This is a genomic window from Flavobacterium ginsenosidimutans (assembly GCF_037478105.1).
GTDB classification, from domain to species: domain Bacteria; phylum Bacteroidota; class Bacteroidia; order Flavobacteriales; family Flavobacteriaceae; genus Flavobacterium; species Flavobacterium ginsenosidimutans.
Genome location: NZ_CP147988.1, coordinates 276,997 through 301,217, shown reverse-complemented (window position 1 = coordinate 301,217; position 24,221 = coordinate 276,997). Strand labels below are relative to the sequence as shown.

Below are 24,221 nucleotides of genomic sequence, written 5' to 3'. Positions count from 1 at the left end.
TTTTAACTTTTAAATATGATAAAATGACACCGCAAGAAATTGAGAAGAAATATGGATTTGAGTATCCTTCTTTGTATAAGCAGTTATATGTAGACGGAATGCTAGATTGGGGAGAATTTAGTCCTAATTGGTATTTTGAGATTTATCCAAAATTAAAAGATAATCCGCCTCTACTTTTGCATTCTTATGATTTTGAGCTAATGAATTTAAAATCAGTTTCTCAAGAAATCGAAGAACTTATGGATCCTGATAATTATAGAAACATAAATGAGGAATTTAGATTCATACCGTTTGCACACAATGCAGCTGGAGATCATTATTGCTTCTTTTTGAATAAAGAGAATAAAGGCGAATTGCCTGTAGTTTTTCTTTATCATGATGATAATGAAGCAGAGTATATGGCTAAAAACCTTCAGGATTTTATTTTTAGAATGATTTTGCAAGATATGTCTCAGCAAGATACTTTTAATAAGGTTAATGATGAAGAATTCAGAAATAATCTTGTGAATGTACTTAAATCTCACGCAAAATATTTAACAGATAAAGAACAAGATATTTTGCAAAATATATTAATACGTGAAATTATAGATTATGAAATTTCATTTTCTTATGGCAATGAAGACGCAAGAGGGTTATTGACCGATATAGAAATGAATAAAATAATTAATGAAGTTATTCCTTTTGATAAAATGGATACTAGTTTTGAGTATTCTACAGATTAAAAAACATCTTTATCATCGCTGAATCCTTGAAATAATTGGCTTCGCACTTTTCATGTAGGAAAAGATTGTTATCTTAGTATTCTGATTTTAATAGAATATTCCCCCAAAGATGACAATACAAGAAATCGAAAAAAAATACGGATTTGAATTTCCGCTCTTATACAAACAGTTAGACGCAGACGGCATGTTGGATGTCGGAGAATATGGTCCAAATTGGTATACAGAGGTTTATCCTACTTTAAAAGAGAATCCGCCTTTGCTTTTACATTCGTATGATTTTGAATCATTGAATTTAAAATCTGTTGCCGAAGAAATCGAAGAACTTCGAGATCCAGAAGATTATCGCAATATATTTCCGGAATTTAAATTTATTCCGTTTGCTAAAAGCGGCGGCGGCGATCATTATTGCTTTTTCTTAAACGAAGAAAATAATGGTGATGTGCCAATTGTCTTCGTTTGGCATGACATGAATGAAGTGAATTATCTGGCAAAAAATCTTCAGGATTTTATCTTCAAAGTTTTATTGATTGATATGTCTAAACAAGACATTTACAACGAATTGAGCGACGAAGAATTTAGAGAAGATATCGAAGCTGTTTTCAAATCGCATAAAAAATATTTAACCGATCGTCAGAATTCGATTTTAGAAGAAATTTTAAAACGAGATATTATTGATTATGAAATAAATGTTTCGCCAAAAATTGTAGAATCGGCGAGAGGATTATTAACAGATCATGAATTGGAATCGATTGTTAACGAAGTAATTCCTTTCGATAAAATGAATCAGAGTTTTAAATATTCTAACGATTAGTTTTTAATACTAAATATTATAAATGAGCTTTTTCTCCAATTTATTTAATAGAAATAACGATCCAAAATCCATCATTTCTTTTGATGTTATAGATCCAATTTACTCGTATTTATTTAATCAGCAATCTAGTCTTGAATTTAAAGTAAAAGGAATTCAAGAAAATGTGATTGTGAATTTATTTTACTTTCCAGGTTCATTGGATCATGAGGAAGGAAATGCAGAAATAAAAAAAGCAGGCTTTAATAATCCGTATGAAGTTTTAAATGAGCTTTATAAAAAAATGAATATCACAACTCTTACTGATGAAACAATCCAGGAAGGTTTGGAATATGATTTTATACATATTCAATTTTATTCGGAACCAACGCTAGAAGAGAAAAAGTTCTTTAAACGTTCTATAAAAAACTTTCTACTATTTTTTTGCTGTACCAATAGTTTAGAAATTAACGATTTCAAGATGCTGTATTCAGGAAAACACTTTTTTGATTACACTAAAGGATTACTGGAAAGCGAGTTAATTGATGTAAATAATCCCAAGAATGAAAGTGAGGAAATAGGAATTAGGGACTTTAAACTGGTTTTGCAAGGAATCTGTGAGTATTTAAATATCGAAATTCCGAAAACAGTCGAGCTTCCTTCAACTGAAAATTTGGTAGAAAGCGAAGAAGTAACAGAAGAAACTTTCCAAGAATTTATAAAATTAGTTTCGAGAGAAAATATTAAAGAAAAAGAATTAAAAAAGGAAGCTAAAAAACTCTTTAAAAACTTCAAGAAACCAGCAGAAGATTATTATGATATGGTAGAAGATCATTTTGCCTTTTTTGAAAGTATTGATGCTTGGAACAGCGACTGGAAATTTGATCCTGAAGACGCAGAATATTTTATTTCTGATTTAATTGGCGAAGATTTCACTTTCGATTATCCCGAAGAAACATATAGTCATGATTTGTTTCCATACATTCAATCGGCTTTAGAAAAACAAAATTTGGAGTTGATGAGCTATAATACAAATGGAGACAATTATTTGTTTTTTATAGCAAATAAAGAAGATGTCGGCCGAATTTTAGAATTATCAGAATTGACAAAAATTGAAGTAGATCAGCTTTAGTTGATTTAATCTCAAAGTTTGTCATCCTGACGAAGGAAGGATCACACAAGAAACTCCACACAGAATGTCGCCAATCTTTGTCGAATTATTAGTGTGATCCTTCCTTCGTCAGGATGACAAAAAAGACGATTCGTTACGGAATCAATATAATTTTCCCAGTACTTTTTCTGCTTTCCAGATAATCGTGCGCCAATTTTCCTTCAGATAATTTAAAAGAAGTCGGTTCAGAAAGTTTGATTTTTCCATCAATAATCCAGCTGAATAATTGATTGGCTCTTTTTATTCTTTCTTCTTTAGAATTTAAATAACTCCACAAATCGCCTCCCGTTAAGGTTTTAGAAGTGTCCATTAGCATTCTCGGATTTACTGGTTCAGGATCTCCGCCAGCCATTCCGAAGAAAACTACTTGTCCGCATTCTTTGGTGACTTTAAAACTATCTGTCAATGTGCTTCCAATGCTGTCGTAAACTACATCAACGCCTTTTGGAACAACTTTGAAAATTTCAGATTTCCAATCTTCATTATATAAAAAGACATGATCAGCGCCTTGTTCGTAAGCCGCTTTTGCTTTTTCTGCAGATGAAGTTAGACCAATAACTTGAGCGCCCAAAAGTTTACTGATCTGCGTTAAAATCTGCCCAACGCCGCCCGCAACAGCGTGAATTAATACAGTTTCGTCTTTTGCTGTTTTATGACTGTCGGTAGCTAGATAATGTGCTGTTAAACCTTGTAACAAGACTGAAGCTGCGGTTTCAAACGAAATTTCTTTTGGCAACGGAAGAACATGATTGATATTTACAGCAACTAATTCTGCATTGGCAAAAGGAACATCGGCGAAAGCCACGCGATCTCCAATTTTATATTCTGGATGATTATTGGCATCAACAACAATTCCAGCCCCTTCGTAACCCGCAATAAAAGGTGGATTTCCTTTTAAATGATAATTTCCTTTTCGTCTGTAAACATCGGCAAAATTTAACCCAATGGCTTTCATTTCGACTAAAATCTCATCGTTTTTTAATTGTGGATTAGGAATTTCTATATATTCTAAAACATCTGAATTCCCAAAAGAAGAGAAGGTAAGTGCTTTCATTTTTATTTTTTTGAGTTTACAAAGAACGGAAAATATATTGGCTCCATTTTAAAGGATAATCTTAAAAATAAAAAAAAAGTAACAACTTGAATTCAGGTTGTTACTTTGAGTTAAATTAAAAAGGTTGAGATACCTGTAATGGTTTATTTTTTAGCTTTAGGTTTTATTTCTGTTACAATCAAATTCACAGTTGTATCTCCTAAATTTTTTGCCATATGTGTGACTGCAGGTATATACATGGCATCCCCGGCTTTAATATCCATAATAATGGGAGCTTTGCCTTTATCGGTTATTTCAATTTTTCCATCAGTCAATGCATAGATGGTGTGGTCAGGATGATGATGCCATGGAATTGTTTCTCCAGGAGTAATCTCAACTTGCATTATTCTTACTCTTTCATTCTCAAGAAGTACTTTTTTATATGTGTTAGGTGCTACTTTTAAAGGGTCTTGCGCATAGATATTCACACTTAATATCAAAAGTAATAGTATGAGCAGAGACATTAAATTCTTTTTAATTGTTTTCATTTCATTTCTTTTTTATTGGTTAAATTTTTCCAGAATTGTTTATTGTGTATTCTTTTTGAGAGCTTTATCATAGTTGCGTTTTATGAAAAAGACAAAGTTCTCTTGCAATGCATTTTTTTAAATTAATGCGAAGAGGCAGATTTTTCCTAATTCGAAAAATTACGGTTAGGATATTTAGCTAGAAAAATTGGATTTCATTTTGCAGATGTGAGATCCTTGGATTTAGGTATTGCAGATCCCCATGTCACCTGTTTGAATCCGTCGTTTTTTTTCGGCTCACCTTCACTGGTTTGGGAAATTGAAGTGCGATAAATAGCGTCTATTTTGGGACTACTAATTTACGAAAAAAAGAGATGTGGAATATTTTAAAATTAAATTATTAGTCTTGTTCTTGCTTGTAGCGCATTTGTTTTTGGTTTAATCCGAATATTTATGAAATTATATGGTAAAACCATTAGTAAATAAAAAGTATTTACTAATGGTTTTATAATTGTTTTTAGGTTGCTTTTAAAAACTTTTCAGGGTTTATATTTTCGGGAATTTCATTTCATTAAATGTGCTTTTTTGTTTAGCCAAAACCTCGATATCTTGCCATTTTCGTGGAGATTCTGCAGAAAGATTTTCGTATGAATTTTTAGTAATCAAAATATCATCTTCGATGCGAACACCAATATTCCACCATTTTTTATCGCATTTGCTATTTGCAGGAATATAAATTCCAGGCTCAACCGTAAAAATCATATTTTCTTTCAGTTTACCTGAATAATTTCCTTTGTCATGAACATCTAAACCAAGAAAATGTGAACAGCTGTGCGGATAATAGATTCTGGCATCTTTTGGATCTGTAATAATTCCTAATTTAATAAGGCCGTTTGCAATAACTTCTCTGGCTTTTTTGTTTAAATCCTGAAATGGAGTGCCTTCTTTACAGATTTTAAAAACTTCTTCTTGAGCTTCATAAACCAATTCGTAAATCGCTTTTTGTTCTGGGCTGAATTTTCCGTTTGCAGGAATTGTTCTGGTAACGTCTGCAGAATAACCGTGATATTCAGAGCCAACATCCATCAATAGTAATTGATTATCAATTTTTGTTGCATTATTATCTCCGTAATGTAAAATGCATCCATTTGCTCCAGCCCCTACAATTGGCGGGTAACCTTCGCCTTCTGCACCATAATGTCTGTGAATGTAAGCGTGAATTCCGTCGGCTTCATTTTCACTCATATTTGGACCAACTGCTTTCATTACTTCGTTATGGGCAATACAAGAAAGTTTTACTGATTTTCTCATCAAATCAATTTCTTCTGGAGTTTTTATTTCTCTTAAAGAATTGGTTATTGTATTAAAAAGTTCAGTTGCAGCTTCGTTTTCAGTAGTTATTGAAGCTTTAGATTTGAAAGTTTCTATTAACCCAAAAAGATCAAAACCAGATTTATTGTTTTTAATATCTGTCGGGATTTTATCGTAAACTATTTTGTCAAATTTTTTAAAATCAATAGCAAAATCCTTGAAATCTTTTCCGTTAAAAACAGTAGCAAGACCTAATTTAGATTTTGCGCCTTCAACGCCTAAACGTCTTCCGGTCCATGTTTCCTGTGTTGCATTTCTTTCTCTCACAAAAAGAATTTCACTATATTTTTCAGTTCCTTGAGGTTCTTTAAAAATTAATAAAACCGCATCGGGTTCTTTATATCCTGTTAAATAATAGAAATCAGGATTTTGATGAAAATTGTAATTAATGTCTTTTGAAAAAACTCTTTCGGGATATGAAAAAACAACCGCTACAGAATTTGCGGGCATTAAAGCACGAAAAGCTTCACGTCTTTCTTGGTGAAATTCTTTTGAAAGGAAGTCTGTTGGAAGATTTTCTTGCGAATGAATAGTTGAAAAAGTCAATGCAAAGACAAACAATAATAGAAATTGCTTCATTTTTTTGGTTTTTTGTTGATGGTTTCTGGTTTTTTGATTGATGCAAATTACGAAAAAAATGCATCCTCTTATTCGAATTTAAATATTTGATTTGTAAGATTTTGAATAAAATGGTGTAACTTAGAGATAGAAAAATACTACTTGTAATATAATGAAACTTGTAACTAGGCACGAATATTGAGAACGGAATGTTTATAGCATAATTTTAATCTTCAAAAAACAAATTACATTAATCTTAAAATTACATTTTTATGAAAAAATACACACTTGCAGTCGTTTCAGTTTTAACCTTATTGTTTGCTTCATGTAAGACATCAAAAGATACTGCAAGCGCAGGTAATCTTTTTGATACGACTTGGGAATTAGAATATATTTCGGGACCAAGAATTGCTTTTGAAGGTCTATATCCTAACAAAAAACCACAGCTTACTTTTGACCAAAAAGAAACAAGGGTTTATGGCAATAATGGATGCAATGGTTATAGCGCTCCGTACACTCTTAACGGAAAATCTTTAACTTTTGGAGAAGCTGGTCCAACAACAATGATGTTTTGTGACGGTGGTGGGGAACAAGTCTTTTTAAAACAAATTAAACAAATTACAAGTTATTCTATTGATAAAGATGGAAAACTAAATTTAATTCAAGGAGATATTCCAGTAATGAGATTTAAAAAAGTAGCAAAACAATAAGTTAATGTTATTCAACTTTGACAAAGTTCTAAGTTATAGAATAAGGGAAATGATTTTTTCATTTCCCTTTTTTATTGAAGCAGTTCTATATTTCTGCTGATAACGTTTTTATCAGAAATTGTTTTGGCTAAGCTGAGTGCAGTTTCAAAATACTGAAGCGCTTTTGCAGAATCTACACCAGAATATAGGTTTCCGAGTAAAGAATAATAAAAATGATTATCGGTTAAGTTTAATTTTTCGGCTTCGCGAATGGCTTCTTCCTTGCCTTTCACTTTTGCTAAAGCGTATGTTCTGTTCAGCGCAACAATTGTTGAGTATTCTAGGATAATCAGATTGTTATACAATTCGAGAATATTTAGCCATTTTTCAGGACTATCTTGTTTAATAGTATGCCAATAAGCAATTCCTGCTTCTAAATGGTATTTTGAAAGTGTGCTTCCGGTAGATGATTTACTCAGAAAATAAGTTCCGCGATCTATTAATTCCTGATTCCAAAGCGATTGATCTTGGTCTTCGTATAAAATAATTTCTCCATTATCTCCAGTTCGAGCATCAAATCTTGATGAATGAAAACACATTAAAGCCATTAGAGCATTTGTTTCTGGGAGATTGGTGTTTTCGTTTTGAATTAATAAATAGGTAAGACGCATAGCCTCGGTACAAAGATCTTTTCTCAAAGTAGTATTTTGTGAAACAGAATAATAACCTTCAGAATACAAAAGATAAATAGTCTTCAAAACAGTTTGTATTCGGTCTTTAACTTCAGATTGATTCGGATTTTGGATTTTTATATTTTCTTCTTTCAGTTTTTCTTTTGCGCGATTTATTCTTTTATAAATGACTTCTTTATTAGATAAAAAAGCATCGGAGATTTCGCTGATTCCAAAACCGCATAATAAATTAAGAGCCAATGCAATTTGAGCTTCTTCAGAATTACACGGATTGCAAACCGTGAAAATCATCGCCAACTGACTGTCGGCAATATTTTGATCTGATAAATCAAGATCGATTTCTGGATTATTTAATGGAGTATTGTGTTTTATTTCGGAAACGATTTTAGTTTCAAAAACGGTATTGCGTTTCAAGTAATTTTTGGTTTTATTTTTAGCAACAGTATAAAGCCATGCTGTTGGATTTTCTGGAGTTCCTTTTATCGCCCAAGTTTCAGAAGCCGTTAGAAAAGTGTCGCTTACAATATCTTCGGCAATTTCGATATGATGAATTCCGAATAAACTGCATAATACCGAAACAATTTTCTGATATTCAGTTCTAAATAAATGAGGTATAAGTTCTTGATTCTCCATAGTGTAAAACAAAATGCCTAAGTAAAAATACAAAGGCATTTTTGATATTAGTTATTTCAAATTAAACGGCCATTCTAATTTCGACATTTCCTCCAAAATGTAAAACAGGACAACCTTGCGCTATTTCGGCAGCTTCATTATAATCTTTGGCTTTAATAATAATTAATCCGCCAATCGATTCTTTAATTTCAACAAATGGACCGTCTGTAACCCCTTTAGAGTTGACCAATTTTCCTTGTCCGTCCCAACGCTGTAAAGGCCTTGCCAGTTTATCCTGCGCCGCAAGACTTCCGAACCAGTTTTGCCACTGCTGAAAATGTTGTTGCAATTCTTCTGGAGAAGGTTGCGTTTCTTTTGTTATAAAATCCCTTCTGAAAATCAATAAAAATTCATTCATTTCTTTATGTTTTATAATGATCAATTTATTTTAAGAAATATAAAGTTAATCGTTTTTAGAGAATAAAAACAGTATTCAGATTATCCAAACTGACCAACTCTATAAGATCCTGGCGTATTAGCAAAAGTAATATTAAGACGATTCCAGGCATTGATTGCGGCAACGGCAAGTGTAAGATCGATTAATTCGTCTTCTGTAAATTCAGTTTTTGCAATGTCATAAATTTCGTCTGGAACATCGCAGGCATTTACCGCTTCCGCGAAAGCAAGAGCAACTCTTTCTCTTTTTGTAAAATAAGGAGTTTCTTTCCAAGCGCTTAATCCAAATAAACGCTGAGTAGTTTCGCCATGAGCTATAGCTTCTTTTGAATGCATGTCTAAACAATATGCGCAATTGTTAATTTGAGATATTCTGAAATCCACTAATTCCATAAGAGATCTCTCGATTGTTGATTTTTTTAAATAACCGCTAATTCCAAATAATGTACTAACTGCTTTTTGACCTTTTTCGAATAAATTAATTCTAGCTTCCATGATGTATATTTTTTAATGTTTATACCTCAATAACAATCGAACTTTCAGAATTGGACAAAAAAATAAAAAAAAGTAAAAATATTTTTAAAGAAGAGGAAAACTTCAATGTTCACAAGAGGTTTCGAAATAAAAAAACCGTCCATTTTTGGTGGACGGTTTTAGGATAATCTTATTTCTTTTTCAGTTTGTCTTTAAAAACCTTTTCAAATTTTTCCAGTTTTGGCTGAATTACCATTTTACAATACGGCTGATTTTTATTGTTTGAATAATAATTCTGATGGTAATCTTCGGCTTTATAAAAAACTTTAAAAGGTTCCACTTTCGTTACGATTGGGTTTTTATAGATTTTTGCTTTATTTAATTCTGAAATGATGCTTTCGGCTGCTTTTTTCTGTTCAGCATTTTTATAAAAAATCACCGAACGATATTGTGTTCCAACATCTGCGCCTTGTCGGTTTAAAGTTGTTGGATCATGAACAGTAAAAAAGACTTTGAAGATTTCATTTATATCCGTCACGTTTTTATCATACGTAATCTGAACCACTTCGGCATGACCTGTTTCTCCTGTACAAACTTCTTCGTAAGTTGGATTGGCAACATTTCCTCCTGAAAAACCTGAGACTACAGATTTTACACCATCTAAATTTTCATAAACGGCTTCAACACACCAATAACAACCTCCGCCAAGCGTAATGGTTTCTAGATTTGAAGCTTTTTTATTTTGCGAAATGCCATTCAGCGAAAGCGCAAATAAACCTATTAAAAGTATATTTTTCATAATCAAATTATTTGTTATCTGGAATAAAGTCAAGAGCAATTGAGTTCATGCAATAGCGTTTTCCAGTAGGAGCGGGACCATCATCAAATAAATGACCTAAATGTCCGCCACAGCGTCCGCATAAAGTTTCAATTCTTTCCATTCCCAGAGTATTGTCTTCCCTAAAAACAATGCTTTTTTTGTTTTCCTGTTCAAAGAAGCTAGGCCATCCGCAAGTGCTTGAAAATTTTGCAGTCGATCTAAAAAGTCTGTTTCCGCAAGAAGCGCAGTAATACGTTCCTTTTTCGTCAGTATTCCAATATTTTCCTGTAAAAGGCCTTTCTGTATCAGCTTCGCGCATTACGGCGTAAACATCTTCTGGTAAAACCTTTTTCCATTCTGCGTTACTGATATTTAGTTTTGTAGTATCGGTGTTAGAATAATAAGGATTTCCAGATTTATTGATGACATTTTCCATAGAAGTTGGTTTAGTTTCCTTTTTATTGTTTTGTCCGCAGGCTTGCAAAATGAATAGCGGCAATAAAAAGCAAAGGCTGATAAATTGAGTTTTTGATTTCATAAACAATAGTGAAGGTTTAATAGATTTAAAATCAGTATTTTTTTAGGGCTTAACATTTTGTATTTCAAAGATACGATGAGATTAAGCCTTAAAAAGCCGAGTTTGAAATAATTCAGATTTTTTTAAGTGTGTTTTAACTTTTTATTAGTTACGTAAAAGGAGACAATCTAGTTTTTATGTCTTAATTTTAACAGCTTTTAATTTTTAAGGTAAGATTTAGTTTGTTGTAAACCAGAGAAATAAAGTTTAGTTAAGATTTGAGTTTTTTACAATCACAATTAAGGATTTTTAAGCCATTTCTTTTTTCGTATTTTTGTTTGCTTAAGAAGACTTATGACAGAAGAAAACGTAATATTAGTTAATCAAAATGATGAGCAAATTGGCTTAATGCCAAAATTAGAAGCACATGAAAAAGCGCTTTTGCACCGTGCATTTTCGGTTTTTGTTTTAAATGAACAAAATGAGATCATGTTACAGCAGCGCGCACATCAAAAATATCATTCTCCTTTACTTTGGACGAATACGTGTTGTAGTCACCAACGTGAAGGCGAAACCAATATCGAAGCGGGGAGCAGAAGATTGTTTGAAGAAATGGGATTTAAAACAGACTTGAAAGAGCTGTTTCATTTTATTTATAAAGCACCTTTTGATAATGGATTGACAGAGCATGAGTTGGATCACGTAATGATTGGATATTATAATGATAATCCAAACATTAATACAGAAGAAGTAGAAGATTGGAAATGGATGAAGATTGAAGATGTGAAAACTGATATTCAGAAACAGCCCGAAATTTATACCGTTTGGTTTAAAATAATTTTTGATGAATTTTATCATTATTTAGAAGATCATAAACTTTAATCCAAACTAACCAAAAACCTAGAATGAGAGTAACCATATCAAGAAAGGCACATTTTAATGCTGCGCATCGACTACATAGAAAAGATTGGTCATTTGAAAAGAACGATGCTGTTTTTGGAAAGTGCAATAATCCTAATTTCCATGGTCATAATTATGGTTTAACAGTAAGTGTTACAGGAAAGATTGACCCGGAAACTGGTTTTGTTTTAGATGTGAAAGTATTAGCGGATATTATACGCGAAGAAGTAGAAATTCCGTTTGATCACAAAAATCTGAATCTGGATGTTCCAGAATTTGCAGATTTGAATCCGACCGCAGAGAATATTGCTGTTGTGATATGGAATAAAATTAGACAACGAATTCACACTGACTTTGATTTAGAAGTAGTGCTGAACGAAACCGACCGCAATTTTGTAACTTATAAAGGAGAATAAAAAATGTCATTAAAAATAGGAGATATAGTTCCGAATTTTACTGCGAAAGACAACAATGGAGAACTTTTTGAAAGCCAAAGCGTTTTAGGAAGAAAGCCGCTGGTAATTTATTTTTATCCAAAAGATAATACGCCAGGCTGTACAACCGAAGCCTGCAGTTTTCGGGACCAATACGAAGATTTTAAAGATTTGGGAGCTGAGGTAATCGGTATTAGCAGTGATAGTGTAAAATCACATCATAAATTTGCAGCTAAACATCAATTGCCTTTTATTTTGCTCTCAGATCAAGATAAGAGATTAAGAAAGCTTTTTGGCGTTCGTAACAATTTGTTCGGACTTCTGCCAGGACGCGTTACATATATTATTGATAGAAATGGTTTGGTAATTTCGATATTTGACAGTGTAAATGCTGCAAAACATATACCGAAAGCCTTAGAAACTGTTCAAGAATTAGTATCATAGATTACAAAAATAGTATCAGAATAGAATTAATTAAACAAATATATTAGCCTAAAAACATGAGTCAAAATTTATACCCTTTGCAATTTGAACCGATTTTGAAAGAAAGAATCTGGGGAGGAGAAAAACTAAAAACAATTCTTAATAAACCAATCGTTTCTAAAATTACTGGCGAAAGCTGGGAATTATCTACTGTAGAAGGAGATGTAAGTGTGGTAGCAAATGGAGCTTTAAAAGGCAAATCTCTTATGGATTTGATTAATGAAACGCCAGATGCAGTTTTAGGAACTAAAGTTTATGAGCGTTTTGGAAAACAATTTCCATTACTTTTCAAATATCTTGATGCAAGAGAAGATCTTTCTATTCAGGTTCACCCAAACGATAAATTAGCAAAAGAACGTCATAATTCATTTGGAAAAACAGAAATGTGGTACGTAATGCAGGCAGATGCTGATGCTAGAATAATTGTGGGTTTTAAAGAAGATTCTAATAAAGAAGAATACTTAAAGCATTTGCACGATAATACTTTGGTTTCTATCTTAGACGATGTGAAAGCAAAATCTGGAGATGTTTTCTTTTTAGAAACAGGAACAGTTCACGCAATTGGAGCAGGATTAGTTGTTGCCGAAATTCAGCAAACTTCTGATATCACGTATAGATTATATGATTTTGATCGTGTAGATGCACAAGGAAATAAAAGAGAATTGCACGTAGATCTTGCTTTGGATGCAATTAACTATAATAAAGTAGATACTCAGAAAAAATACGAGTCTAAAATAAATACTTCAAATACAGTTGTAGATTGTCCTTATTTCACGACTAATTTCCTTCCATTAGAAAATAAATTAGAAGTGGCTAAAACTGGAGAAACATTTACAGTTTATATGTGTATCGAAGGAGAATTTGAAATCGAATATAACGGTTTCAAACAAGCGTATAAAAAAGGAGATACAGTATTAGTTCCAGCTGCAATAAATGCATTTAATTTGACTGGAAAAGCTTCTATTTTAGAAATTTACATTTCTTAGCATCAAATATTAAAGATTATATGTACTTTTGCAAACGCAAATTAAAATAAAATAAAAATGGCAAACGTTAAAAATTTAAAGAAAGACATCAACTTCGTATTAGGAGATATTATTGAGGCAGTTTACTTGTTTGAGATGTCAACAACAGGAAATCCAACTCCAGAAACGAATGCTTTGATCGATGAAGCTATTGCTGCATTTGATACTTTGATTACAAAAGTGAACGCAAAGAACGTTGAAAATAAAAAAGCACACTTTAAACAAATTAATGTAGAATTAGAACAAACTGCTAATCAATTGATTGAAAAAATCAACGCATTATAAGAAAAAAAAAGTGTAAAAAAGTGTAAATTTATTTTGGGAAATTGAAAAACCGCTTTATATTTGCACCCGTAATGACGCCGATGTAGCTCAGCTGGCTAGAGCAGCTGATTTGTAATCAGCAGGTCGTGGGTTCGAGTCCCTCTATCGGCTCAACGGAAACCATCACTTTTGTGGTGGTTTTTTTACTAAAAAATGAGAGCAAATTTTATTTGTAATATTAAAAAAACAATTATATATTTGCACCCGAAATAACAACGCCGATGTAGCTCAGCTGGCTAGAGCAGCTGATTTGTAATCAGCAGGTCGTGGGTTCGAGTCCCTCTATCGGCTCCAAAAACCATCACAGAAATGTGGTGGTTTTTTTTATGCTCAAAAAAGTCAAATTCCAATTTTTGAAATTTCAAATTATCGCCTTTGTCAAAGTTTTAAACTTTGACAAAGGTTTTATGAAAAAGTAAAATCCCCCAACTCCAATTCATTTGATTTGGATTTTTTTTGCTCTTTGTGACAGCTATTTAAAGTGTTTGTTTTTTTTGTAGGAAAAGTATTTATTTTTATATATTTGCGAAAAAAAAAATAATGGAAGAAAAATCAATTTTTGAAAAATTTGAATTGCAGCTAGATAGTACAGCAAAGGACTTTTTAAAAGAGACAGCCAAATGGGCTTATTTTTTGTCAATCCTCGGATTCATTGGTGTAGGGTTTTTTATTTTGATTGCTATTTTTGCTGGTGCAATTTTCTCAGCAATGGGAAATTCAATGCAAGGAATGGGAGTATATGGTGGCTCTTTTGGAGCGGCAATGGGGGCGTTTTATTTTGTAATGGCTGTATTGTATTTTTTTCCGGTATATTTCCTGTTTAAATTTAGTTCAAATGCAAAAAAGGCATTTGCAAATAATGATTCAGAATCTTTAACAGAATCATTAGGTTATTTAAAGTCACATTACAAGTTTATTGGTGTTTTAATGATCGTTTGTTTAGCATTGTATGCGCTTTTCTTTGTATTTGCAATATTTGGTGCAATAATGGGGAGATAGAGAATAATTTGCCAGAATAAAAAAGCCCTGAGTTTTCAGGGCTTTTTGTTGTATAATAAACGAAATTATTTTTCTTGTGCTGGGGGCTTCAGTTTGCGGTACTCTTTTTAAGTCATCAATATATTTTGTCAACTTCTTTCCGTAAACTGATTTAGCAGCTTTTGGAGTCATTGATTCCCAGTTCGTGTTAGGAATTGGAATTTGGTTTAAATTTTGGAATTTAAACAATTTATCTTCCCCATTTTTCATGTGCTGCTGTAAATTGTCCTGAAGACATTGCCGCAAAAATGGAAAGTTCGCCTGTTAAGCATAAAGCAATTGCTATTTCTGCAAATTTGCCACTTTTTCCAGCTCCATAACAGTCTAATAATTGTAAACATTCTTTTTGAGTAGGAAAAGATGTTCCGCCACCAACAGTTCCAACAATCATATTAGACATGGTAATAGCGAAATAAATATCATTATTTTCGGTAATTTCCATTCTTGTAACCGCAACAGAAGCTTCACCTGTACAGGCAACATCTTGGCCGCACGCAATAAACAAAGCTGCAAGTGCATTCGAAGGATGCATTCCGCCGCCAACTACACCCGCTTTTTTTGCGCCAGAAACACATATTTTCCACTGTTCGTGTAGTAATGCCGGAGTTGTCTTTAAAACTGATTTAACGACTTCGTTTTTTACTACGATTTCTGCGGTAACTTTTTTTCCGCGAACTCGAGTGTTTAAAGGACTTATTTTTTTATCTCCCGAAAAATTACCTTCTATGGTCCAGAATACAGGTTTTATTGGGCAATTTTCTATGATATACTGGCATATTCTGTCTGAACAAATTGTTACCATGTTCTGGCCAGATGCATCGCCAGTAGCAAATTCAAATTTTAAAATAAGAATATTTCCTTCGATATTAATGCCGATATCGTTTAAAATGGCATAATTACTACTTTGTCGAGTCAATATCGAAAAGGTTTCAGTATGGTCTAAAACCCATGAGACAAATTTGCCTAATTCGATTACGGTTTTAAACTTAAAAGTTGGGGTTCTTTGCACACCTTCTTGAAGGGTAATTACAGTTATTGGTCCAGATTCTCGACAGGCTTTTGCGCCTCGATTGTACGATGCTAGCAATGCACCTTCGGTTGTAGCAAGAGGGACATAGAAAGGTCCTTGAGCAACGCTTCCGTTTATTACTAATGGACCAATTATTCCAGTAGGAATCTGGCTCATTCCGATGTAATTTTCGATATTGCCTTTTAGACTTTCATTATTAGTGAATACTTTTTCTCCAGACAGAAAATCCAAGTCTAAATTTAACTGACTGCGAATAAAATTCAGACGTAATTTTTGACCATTTAAAGTGTAGGGATCTTGGTCTGGAATTTTTGGTGCCTGTGAATGGTTTGGATTATAAGATTCTAATTTGTGAAAAATTGCCGAATCTATAAAATCATACTTAGGTCGACTGATGTTGGTGGTAAAATTTTCCATAAATGTAGTTTTTTAATTTGAAGCTAAGTTATTACAAATTAAATTTATATTTGTGTAAATTCTGACAATTTAACTTTTAATTATTTGATTGTCAAATATTTATGAGAATAAAAATTGAAGTCGAAAAAAAAGATATGAAAAAATCCTGTTTTTATAAAAACAAGGTTGGTGAGATGGTTTAAAAAAGCTAATTTTAAGTTGTAACTAATTGTTTTTTAATGTTTTGTGATTTGTTTGTTTTGGAAATCTATTTAGTGTTCAAGTTTCTTAACACGATTCAAGAATTTATAAGATTTGGCTTTTTGTTTATTACTGGTATTGAATCTGTTTTTTTTAATATGAAATTTTAGAGATGAAAGCATGAATAAAAAAAGCCCTGAAAACTCAGGGCTTTTTTTGTTGTATTGGAGACAAAATTATTTTTGTTCTTCAGTTGTTGTTGCTTCAGCTTCAGTTTTAGTTTCTGCTGGAGTTGTTTGTTGTTCTTTTTTAAGATCGCCAATGTATTTTGTCAATTTCTTTCCGTAAAGCGATTTCGCTACTTTAGGAGTCATTGATTTTTGAATCGTGTCAAGAAATTTGATATTAATATCATAAATCTCTGCTAAAGCAATATAAGGCGCTACTTCATAATCTTTATTGTTTAAAGCAAAGTTTGTAGCATATAAGTATTTTCTTTTAATGTTAGATTCTACTTTTTTAGTCAAACTATCTAATGCTTTTTGATCTTGTCTTTTTATAGCTTTGAAACGCGGCTCAACCAATGAAAGGTTTTCATCAATAAAACGAGAGTTTATTTTTTGATATTGCTCGTATAATTCTTGGTTTTTTGATCCTGTAATTTTAGCGCCAGCAATATAATTGTCTAAGTTGGTGTCGATATTAATGTTTCCTGGTTCAGCAAAGAATAAAATGTTATTGTCTAAAGAATTGGTTACACCACGATCTAAGAATAAATATAACATCTCTGGAGATTCTAGTTTGATGTCTGTTTCAAAAGCAGAATTTCCGTCTATTTTAATACTGTCAATAGCAACTAGAGAAGTATCAACAATTCTTTGGATATATAAAGTTCCTTTTTTTAATCCTTTTATGTTTCCAGTAATATGTACATTGTCACTAGATGATTCTTTTTTGCTGCATGATGCAACTAGTGCAAGAGTAACAAAAGCAATTAAAGTTTTTTTCATTGGTTTATTAGATTTTGGTGCAAAATAAAGAAAATAGTTTAAATGTAAAGATGCTGAAGTTTTATTTTTATAAAAAAAATAAATCCCAATCTATTTCTAAATTGGGATTTAAAGTTTTGCATTAAAAGCTCTTACATTGATAAAGTAAATGAAGCGCCGTTTTCATTTGTATAAGTGTAAACGGAATCACAATCATTATTGCCGTAGTCAATAACACCGTTAAAAATTCCTCCTTGAACTTTTAATTTTCCTTTAGAGACAAATAAACAAGAATATTTTTTAACCAATGTTTCTTGTACGGTAAATGTTAAGTCTGTTCCATCTGCTGCACCAATTGTATGCGTTCCACTTGTAATTTCGTAAACATTATCTGTTAAGACAAAAGGAGTGTCAACGCCAGCAGTTTGTTTTGTAGTATAATTTCCAGAATTAGTAAACACATTGCCTTTTGAGTCTGTAAGTTTTCCGTTGGTTACTTTTCTAGTCCATTGCGGAACAGTAGGGTCAGTTGTAGTATTTGTATATTCAATAGTTCCTTCTAATTTAAGATTATTAATTGAATAATCTAGTCGCTCAATAGTCATTTTGCTTCCAGTTGTAGTTATTGGCCCAGAAAGTGTAATTCTTAATTTTCCTTTTCTTGTCAAATTATTATCGTCTTTACAACCTGTTGTTCCGAAATCGGCTAAAAATACTTTTGGGTAATTCTCTCCCGTTGGTGTTGTAACTGTAATTGTAGCGCAAACTGCAACAGGAGCGCTTTCGGTAGTTTTTCCGGTTGTAGCTGTACCGTTAGAAACTAGAAGAGCAGTGTTGAGGTCCATTTCGTTTGAAGCATCAATAGCAACAGATGCCCCAATATTTGTCAAATCTGCGGTTTGAGTTGGCTCATTATTATCGCTAGAGCAAGAGATATACAAAAGTGCTGTAGCACAAATAGTTGTTAGTAAGATGGCAGTCTTTTTCATAATGGTATTTGTTTTGGATTAGATTAATAAGGCAGTCAAATGTAATAAAAAAATGAATTACAATGAAAAATCCTGTAACGCTTGGTTACAGGATTTTATAACGATTTTTTGAGAGAAAAATTATAGTAATAGTTTAGAAATGAATTTAAACCGATTTATAATAATCGCTTTTTGCCTTTCTAATCTTCTTATATTCTTCCCAATTAAAACGATCCAGAAAATCGGCAGCATTTTGAGCGCCTCGAATAAAAAGATCTATTTTGGCATCATCTGTCAGATTGAAATTTAGCCAATTGTGACTTCCTGTATCAATATATCCGATGAGGTTTTTGAAGTCTGGATTTTTTCTTAAGAATTCAAAGTCGTAACCATATCTCGCGGTATCAAACATCGAACTAATTAAATTGGGTAATTTTTCATTTTTGTTGATTTCATTTTTGTCGTAACCTAATTTCACTCCAAAAGTTGGTGATGCAGGAACATTTCTGTTTTCATGAAAAATATCAATTGGGAAATTTGAAATAATGCCGCCATCCATAAACATAACTTCTGACGGAACAGATGTTCGTAAACAAGTCGCATCATTCCATTTGTTCCAAGCCTCGATTCCGCTTGGAATATTTTTAATTTTAAAAGGAGTAAAAAACAACGGAATTGACATGGAAGCGCGAACAAAGTCAGCTGGATTTTGAACGTCTGGATTAGAATAAAACAAATCGATCATTCTTGGGAAAATAATTTTGCTTTCGGTCGTAATATCGGCGGCAATTATGGCCATTTCGCTCCAGTGATCCATGCGTTTATATTCTTCATTTCCTTCTGTATGCACTCGATATAATTTATTATCGTCTGAAACTCCTTTTTCTCTTAAAGCTTTTAGATCGGCGTAATTTTTTATTCCCTTTTGCGAAAGCAAGTTCGTCATCCATTGATAAAAATTGTTTCCTGGATTCAGTCCTAAATCATCTTTAAAATTATCAACTACTTGACAGCCTTTCATGATTAATTTTAAATTTCCAGCGTCGCTCAATAAAGCATCGATAAATTCACGCGCATCTCGATCGCCGTCAACAAAATCATATAAGTTTTTATTGCATAAACAATCTAAAATCCATTCCGATTTTTCGATATCACAAGTTCCTGCTGCAGCCATCAGCATCGTATTAATGCTTCCGGCGGAAGTTCCAGCAAGACTTAAAAATCGAATTCCCATCTTTTCTAAAACATATACATAACCGACTAATGCGATTCCGAGAACACCACCGCCTTCTTGCACAAGATCAACATATTGGCAATTATTGTTGTCGATAATGTCAGAGAATTTTTTGTCTTTGATTCGTTCTTTTAAATCTTTTAAAATTGCTAGAATTTCGCCATTCTCTGTAAATTTTCTCTTATCCATGATTTCTAGAATTTAGATTTATTTTTGGAATTAATTCATTGATAATCAAAAATATATAATTATGTTTTGTAAAAAAAGGGGAGAATGCCCCTTTTTTGAAGTGATTTTTTTGAGCAAAAAAAATCCTGCAAAACTTAATTTGCAGGATTTCTAAAATATTTATTTTCGAATGATTATTTTATCATTTCAAAGCTTCTTTTTACGAAAGCGGTAAGAGCTTCACCTTTTAGAAGGTTTTGAGATAATTTAGCTAAATCTAAAGCTTGTTTAACTAAATGCTCTTGGTGCGTTTTGTCTTCAGTATTTAAAATGCTTGAAGCTAAATCAGAATTTGTATTTACAACCAAATTGTACATTTCTGGCATATTACCCATTCCGAACATTCCTCCGCCACCTGTTTGACTCATCTCTTTCATTCTACGCATAAATTCTGGCTGCGTGATAATGAACGGCGCTGCCTGAGAATCCATAGCTTCTAGCTGAACACTGTAAGCTTTTGGAATATAAGCTTCTAAAGATGTTTTTAAAGCTGCTTTTTCGTCATCAGAAAGTTTAGAAATTGTATTTTCTTCTTTTTTGATTAAGTTGTCAATGTGATCAGAATCAACACGTACGAAAGTTAATCCGCTGTTATCGTTTTCAATTTTCTGAATTAAATGCGAGATAATCGGAGAATCTAAAAGCAATACTTCATAACCTTTATCTTTTGCTGCTTCAATGTAAGAGTGCTGAGCATCTTTGTTTCCAGCATAAAGAACTACAAGTTTACCATCTTTATCAGTTTGGTTCTCTTTTAGTTTTTCTTTTAATTCTTCTAAAGTGAAATAAGTATCATCTACAGTTGGATACAAAACAAATGCGCCTGCTTTTTCGTAGAACTTCTCTTCAGAAAGCATTCCATACTCTAAAACGATTTTAATGTCGTTCCATTTTTGTTCAAAATCAGCACGGTTTTCGTTAAATAAAGCTTTCAATTTATCAGCTACTTTACGAGTAATGTAGTTTGAAATTTTCTTAACAGCTCCGTCTGCTTGTAAACCAGAACGAGAAACGTTCAACGGAATATCTGGAGAATCAATTACACCTTTTAACATTGTCAAGAATTCAGGAACAATTCCTTCTACGTTGTCAGTAACGTAAACTTGGTTTTGGTACAACTGAATTTTATCTTTCTGGATTTGCATATCTGTACCCAATTTAGGGAAATACAAAATACCAGTTAAGTTAAACGGATAATCTACATTTAAATGAATGTGGAATAACGGCTCTTCGAACTGCATTGGATACAATTCTCTGTAGAAGTTTTTGTAATCTTCATCAGATAATTCAGAAGGTTGTTTTGTCCAAGCTGGATTTGGGTTGTTAATGATGTTGTCAGTTTCAACAGTTTCATTAACATAATCTTCTGGTGCATCTTCTGGTTTTGGAAGCGTTTCAGTTCTTGTTCCAAATTTAATTGGAATAGGCATAAACTTGTTATACTTATTCAATAAACCGCTGATTTTTGAATCATCTAAGAACTCTAAAGAATCTTCAGCAATGTGAAGAATGATTTCTGTTCCGCGTGAAGTTTTGTCAGCAGGTTCTAAAGTAAATTCAGGGCTTCCGTCACATGTCCAATGTGCAGCTGGCTCATCTTTGTATGATTTTGTGATGATTTCAACTTTTTCAGCCACCATAAAAGCAGAGTAGAAACCAAGACCAAAATGTCCGATAATTCCAGAGTCTTTAGCAGAATCTTTGTATTTGTCCAAAAACTCCTCAGCTCCAGAAAAAGCAACCTGATTGATGTATTTTTCAACTTCATCAGCAGTCATACCTAAACCTTGATCGATAATGTGGATTTTTTTACCTTCTTTATCCACTTTAACCTCAATAATTGGGTTTCCGTATTCTACTTTCGCTTCGCCAATGCTGATAAGATGTTTTAATTTTAAAGTAGCATCAGTACCATTAGAAACAAGCTCACGCAAGAAAATTTCGTGGTCGCTGTATAAGAACTTTTTAATTAAGGGAAAAATGTTTTCTACTGAAACATTAATTTTACCTGTTGCCATATTTTTTAATTTTTGATTTAATGTGATGATTTTCACTTATTCAAATAGAATACCAATTATTTTTGGGTGACAAAATGTCGGAATGTTAATTTTGAAAGAAAATAAATAGATTGTTAAACAAATAATCTCTCAGCTAATCGTATATTTGTGGTACAATAATTGTTAAAACGACAAATATTAATCTTAAAAAATTGTATAAAATGAAGAAGAGTATTTTTATATGCGTGATTGCCGCTATGTTTTTTGCGTGTAAATCGGCTTCGTCAACATCAGCTTCGTCATCTGAGGCTACAACACTTTCAACAAAACTTGACAAATCGACTCAAGTAGCGTTAAAAGGAAATTGGGTGCTTACCAATGTTTCTTATCCAGGTTCTGATTATATCAAAGTAAATTCATTTGATCTTGCAGATTCAAAATGTTTTATCGGAAGTAACTGGAGCTTTATTTCTAACAATAATAAAGGAACAATGGCTTTGACTTCTCCAAGTTGTACTGCATTTTCTTCTCCAATTGTATGGAGTATCAACAACCAAGGTTTGTTTGTACTGAAAATTCTTAACGCAGGTGAAAAAGCGAAGAAAGTAAGAGATGGTTATTTGCTTAAAGTTGCAGGGGTGAGTGAAAGTTCATTTCAGTTAGTTGATAACATCAATGTTGGAGGTCAGGTAAAAGATGTAGTTTATCAATTCCAAAGAGCTAATTAATATTTTAAAGATATAGAAAATGAGAAAGATAACAGTTTTAGGTTTAAGCAGTTTAATGATGATAGCGAGTTTTTTTACAAGCTGTGATTCAGTAAAAAATGCAAATAATACACAAAAAGGAGCCGGAATTGGAGCAGTTGCAGGTGGTGTGATTGGTGCAGTATTAGGAAATAACTTAGGAAAAGGTGGAAACGCTGCATTAGGAGCTGCAATTGGAGCTGCTGTAGGTGGTGGAACTGGAGCTTTAATTGGAAACAAAATGGACAAACAAGCTCGTGAAATCGACCAAGCTTTGCCTGGTGCTTCTGTAGAAAGAGTTGGAGAAGGAATTCACTTAACTTTAAATGAAAACTCAGTTCGTTTTGATACTAACAAATCAACTTTAACGTCTACTGCAAAAGCTAACTTAGATAAATTGGTTCCAGTATTTAATGAATATGGAGATACAGATATTCAGATTTTTGGTTACACTGATAGTACAGGAAAACCAGAATATAACTTGACACTTTCTGGGCAAAGAGCAGCTTCTGTACAAGCTTATTTAGTTTCAAAAGGATTAAAAGCAAGCCGTTTCAAAACTTCAGGTTTAGGAATTGCAGATCCAATTGCAACAAATGATACTCCAGAAGGTAGAGCTCAAAACCGTCGTGTTGAATTCTCAATTACAGCAAATGACAAAATGGTAAATGACGCTAAAGCGGAAGCTGGAAAATAATTTCAAAACAAAATAAAATATAAAAAAAGCTGTTTCATAATTGAAGCAGCTTTTTTTTGACATTAGAAATTAAACATTGTAAATTTGACCTCTCAATTACAACTCATGCTTGACATTCAAAATATCTCTTTTACGTATACTGATAGCCCCGTTATAAAAAACATCTCTTTTTCTATTGAGAAAGGTCAGAACATTGCGATTATTGGTGAGAGTGGCTGCGGAAAAAGTACGCTGCTTAAACTTATATACGGTCTGTATGATTTAGATGAGGGGAATATTTTTTATGGTGATAAACCTATTTTGGGGCCAAAATTTAATTTGATTCCTGGAATGCCTTATATGAAATATCTGGCGCAGGATTTTGATTTGTCTCCGTATGAAACTGTTGCAGAGAACGTAGGTAAGTTTCTTTCGAATGGTTTTGCAAACATGAAAAAACTTCGTGTTCAGGAATTGCTGGAGATGGTAGAAATGGATCAGTTTGCTAATACCAAAACAAAATTTTTAAGTGGAGGACAGCAGCAAAGAGTTGCTTTGGTTCGAGTTTTAGCTTTAGAGCCAGAAGTAATTTTGTTAGATGAACCTTTTAGTCAGATTGACGCTTTTAGAAAAAATGCGCTTCGCCGTAATTTATTCCGTTACTTAAAGCAAAAAGAAATTACCTGTATTATTGCAACGCACGACAGCACCGATGCTTTGTCTTTTGCAGATCAGGCGATTGTAATGAAAAATGGGGAAGTAGTCGTTAAAGACGATCCGTCAAAAATATATGAAGATCCAAAAATAAAATATGTTGCTTCATTATTTGGAGAAGTGAATGAGATTCCAACTCATTTGTTGTTGCCTTACGAAGATGAAACTCACAAAACATTGGTTTATCCGCATCAGTTTAAAATGGTTTCAGAATCGAAATTAATGGTGAAAATTAGAAGAACATATTTTAGAGGAGGTCATTATTTAATCGAGACAGTTCACAAGAGGCAATTGATTTTCTTTGAAAGTGAAATAGATCTGCCGTTGGAACAAGAAGTTTTTCTAGCATTAAATTATTTATAAAAAGAAACCCGATAGTAAATTCTATCGGGTTTCTTTTTATTGCTTA

Annotated in this window: 26 protein-coding genes and 2 tRNA genes; 15 read left to right on the top strand and 13 right to left on the bottom strand. The window is 32.6% G+C overall.

Annotated features, from left to right (window positions below):
* Positions 1-23: 23 nt before the first annotated feature.
* The 3 genes from V6624_RS01460 (at position 24) to V6624_RS01450 (ending at position 2,641) form a co-directional block, all read left to right on the top strand.
* The gene (locus V6624_RS01460) at positions 24-722 is read left to right on the top strand and encodes an SMI1/KNR4 family protein (protein WP_111285139.1); all 699 of its coding nucleotides are present in this window, start codon (positions 24-26) and stop codon (positions 720-722) included.
* Positions 723-831: 109 nt separating this feature from the next.
* A complete protein-coding gene (locus tag V6624_RS01455) occupies positions 832-1,533 on the top strand; it encodes an SMI1/KNR4 family protein (protein WP_111285141.1) in 702 nt (233 codons plus the stop codon).
* Positions 1,534-1,555: 22 nt separating this feature from the next.
* Entirely contained in the window at positions 1,556-2,641 is a 1,086-nt protein-coding gene (locus V6624_RS01450; RefSeq protein ID WP_111285143.1) for a DUF6630 family protein, read from the top strand.
* Positions 2,642-2,774: 133 nt separating this feature from the next.
* Here the strand turns inward: V6624_RS01450 and V6624_RS01445 are convergent, their stop codons facing one another.
* The 3 genes from V6624_RS01445 to V6624_RS01435 form a co-directional block, all read right to left on the bottom strand.
* Positions 2,775-3,734, bottom strand: a complete 960-nt coding sequence (locus tag V6624_RS01445; protein ID WP_338840667.1) for a quinone oxidoreductase — start codon at positions 3,732-3,734, stop codon at positions 2,775-2,777.
* Between the two features lie 143 nt (positions 3,735-3,877).
* Positions 3,878-4,261 (bottom strand): cupin domain-containing protein, encoded by a 384-nt coding sequence (locus tag V6624_RS01440; RefSeq protein WP_338840666.1) that lies wholly within the window; start codon positions 4,259-4,261, stop codon positions 3,878-3,880.
* 525 nt (positions 4,262-4,786) lie between these two features.
* The gene (locus tag V6624_RS01435; protein ID WP_338840664.1) at positions 4,787-6,190 is read right to left on the bottom strand and encodes an aminopeptidase P N-terminal domain-containing protein; all 1,404 of its coding nucleotides are present in this window, start codon (positions 6,188-6,190) and stop codon (positions 4,787-4,789) included.
* A gap of 251 nt (positions 6,191-6,441) precedes the next feature.
* Between V6624_RS01435 and V6624_RS01430 the strand changes: the two genes are divergently transcribed.
* On the top strand, positions 6,442-6,879 hold the full coding sequence (locus tag V6624_RS01430; RefSeq protein WP_338840663.1) for an META domain-containing protein: 438 nt from the start codon (positions 6,442-6,444) through the stop codon (positions 6,877-6,879).
* A gap of 71 nt (positions 6,880-6,950) precedes the next feature.
* Here V6624_RS01430 and V6624_RS01425 read toward each other — a convergent pair whose 3' ends face one another.
* From V6624_RS01425 to msrB, 5 genes are all read right to left on the bottom strand, one after another.
* On the bottom strand, positions 6,951-8,183 hold the full coding sequence (locus V6624_RS01425; protein ID WP_338840662.1) for an RNA polymerase sigma factor: 1,233 nt from the start codon (positions 8,181-8,183) through the stop codon (positions 6,951-6,953).
* A gap of 61 nt (positions 8,184-8,244) precedes the next feature.
* Complete coding sequence (locus V6624_RS01420; protein WP_338840661.1) at positions 8,245-8,580, bottom strand: YciI family protein; 336 nt, start codon at positions 8,578-8,580, stop codon at positions 8,245-8,247.
* Positions 8,581-8,660: 80 nt separating this feature from the next.
* Positions 8,661-9,113, bottom strand: coding sequence for a carboxymuconolactone decarboxylase family protein (locus V6624_RS01415; protein ID WP_111285156.1), 453 nt, complete (start codon positions 9,111-9,113; stop codon positions 8,661-8,663).
* Between the two features lie 169 nt (positions 9,114-9,282).
* Complete coding sequence (msrA, locus tag V6624_RS01410; protein ID WP_338840660.1) at positions 9,283-9,891, bottom strand: peptide-methionine (S)-S-oxide reductase MsrA; 609 nt, start codon at positions 9,889-9,891, stop codon at positions 9,283-9,285.
* A gap of 7 nt (positions 9,892-9,898) precedes the next feature.
* Entirely contained in the window at positions 9,899-10,450 is a 552-nt protein-coding gene (msrB, locus tag V6624_RS01405) for a peptide-methionine (R)-S-oxide reductase MsrB (RefSeq protein ID WP_338840659.1), read from the bottom strand.
* Between the two features lie 333 nt (positions 10,451-10,783).
* Here msrB and idi point away from each other — a divergent pair, with 333 nt between their 5' ends.
* The 8 genes from idi to V6624_RS01365 all read left to right on the top strand — a co-directional run bounded on the left by idi (position 10,784) and on the right by V6624_RS01365 (position 14,594).
* Positions 10,784-11,311 carry an isopentenyl-diphosphate Delta-isomerase gene (gene idi, locus V6624_RS01400; RefSeq protein WP_111285160.1) on the top strand — a complete coding sequence of 176 codons (528 nt, stop codon included), beginning with the start codon at positions 10,784-10,786 and terminating at the stop codon, positions 11,309-11,311.
* 23 nt (positions 11,312-11,334) lie between these two features.
* Entirely contained in the window at positions 11,335-11,745 is a 411-nt protein-coding gene (locus V6624_RS01395; protein ID WP_111285162.1) for a 6-carboxytetrahydropterin synthase, read from the top strand.
* Between the two features lie 3 nt (positions 11,746-11,748).
* The gene (locus V6624_RS01390) at positions 11,749-12,207 is read left to right on the top strand and encodes a peroxiredoxin (RefSeq protein ID WP_111285164.1); all 459 of its coding nucleotides are present in this window, start codon (positions 11,749-11,751) and stop codon (positions 12,205-12,207) included.
* A gap of 56 nt (positions 12,208-12,263) precedes the next feature.
* Positions 12,264-13,232, top strand: a complete 969-nt coding sequence (locus V6624_RS01385) for a type I phosphomannose isomerase catalytic subunit (protein WP_338840657.1) — start codon at positions 12,264-12,266, stop codon at positions 13,230-13,232.
* Positions 13,233-13,289: 57 nt separating this feature from the next.
* On the top strand, positions 13,290-13,556 hold the full coding sequence (locus V6624_RS01380) for a hypothetical protein (protein WP_012022371.1): 267 nt from the start codon (positions 13,290-13,292) through the stop codon (positions 13,554-13,556).
* A 76-nt stretch (positions 13,557-13,632) separates the two neighbouring features.
* Positions 13,633-13,706: transfer RNA gene (locus V6624_RS01375), tRNA-Thr, on the top strand.
* Positions 13,707-13,812: 106 nt separating this feature from the next.
* A tRNA-Thr gene (locus V6624_RS01370) sits at positions 13,813-13,889 on the top strand.
* A 246-nt stretch (positions 13,890-14,135) separates the two neighbouring features.
* Complete coding sequence (locus V6624_RS01365) at positions 14,136-14,594, top strand: DUF5362 family protein (RefSeq protein ID WP_338840655.1); 459 nt, start codon at positions 14,136-14,138, stop codon at positions 14,592-14,594.
* Positions 14,595-14,823: 229 nt separating this feature from the next.
* On the opposite strand, the gene V6624_RS01360 is transcribed toward V6624_RS01365, so the two are convergent.
* The 5 genes from V6624_RS01360 to htpG all read right to left on the bottom strand — a co-directional run bounded on the left by V6624_RS01360 (position 14,824) and on the right by htpG (position 21,697).
* A complete protein-coding gene (locus tag V6624_RS01360) occupies positions 14,824-16,080 on the bottom strand; it encodes a hydroxymethylglutaryl-CoA reductase (protein ID WP_338840654.1) in 1,257 nt (418 codons plus the stop codon).
* 416 nt (positions 16,081-16,496) lie between these two features.
* Positions 16,497-17,270: a DUF4369 domain-containing protein gene (locus tag V6624_RS01355; RefSeq protein ID WP_111285599.1), complete on the bottom strand. Its 774-nt coding sequence runs from the start codon at positions 17,268-17,270 to the stop codon at positions 16,497-16,499.
* 131 nt (positions 17,271-17,401) lie between these two features.
* Complete coding sequence (locus V6624_RS01350; protein ID WP_338840653.1) at positions 17,402-18,238, bottom strand: hypothetical protein; 837 nt, start codon at positions 18,236-18,238, stop codon at positions 17,402-17,404.
* Positions 18,239-18,383: 145 nt separating this feature from the next.
* The gene (locus tag V6624_RS01345; protein WP_111285603.1) at positions 18,384-19,640 is read right to left on the bottom strand and encodes a patatin-like phospholipase family protein; all 1,257 of its coding nucleotides are present in this window, start codon (positions 19,638-19,640) and stop codon (positions 18,384-18,386) included.
* Positions 19,641-19,813: 173 nt separating this feature from the next.
* Entirely contained in the window at positions 19,814-21,697 is a 1,884-nt protein-coding gene (htpG, locus tag V6624_RS01340) for a molecular chaperone HtpG (RefSeq protein ID WP_111286006.1), read from the bottom strand.
* Between the two features lie 200 nt (positions 21,698-21,897).
* Between htpG and V6624_RS01335 the strand changes: the two genes are divergently transcribed.
* The 3 genes from V6624_RS01335 (at position 21,898) to V6624_RS01325 (ending at position 24,175) form a co-directional block, all read left to right on the top strand.
* Positions 21,898-22,404, top strand: coding sequence for a lipocalin family protein (locus V6624_RS01335; RefSeq protein WP_111285605.1), 507 nt, complete (start codon positions 21,898-21,900; stop codon positions 22,402-22,404).
* A 19-nt stretch (positions 22,405-22,423) separates the two neighbouring features.
* Complete coding sequence (locus V6624_RS01330; protein WP_111285607.1) at positions 22,424-23,119, top strand: OmpA family protein; 696 nt, start codon at positions 22,424-22,426, stop codon at positions 23,117-23,119.
* Between the two features lie 105 nt (positions 23,120-23,224).
* On the top strand, positions 23,225-24,175 hold the full coding sequence (locus V6624_RS01325) for an ABC transporter ATP-binding protein (RefSeq protein ID WP_111285609.1): 951 nt from the start codon (positions 23,225-23,227) through the stop codon (positions 24,173-24,175).
* Positions 24,176-24,221 lie beyond the last annotated feature (46 nt).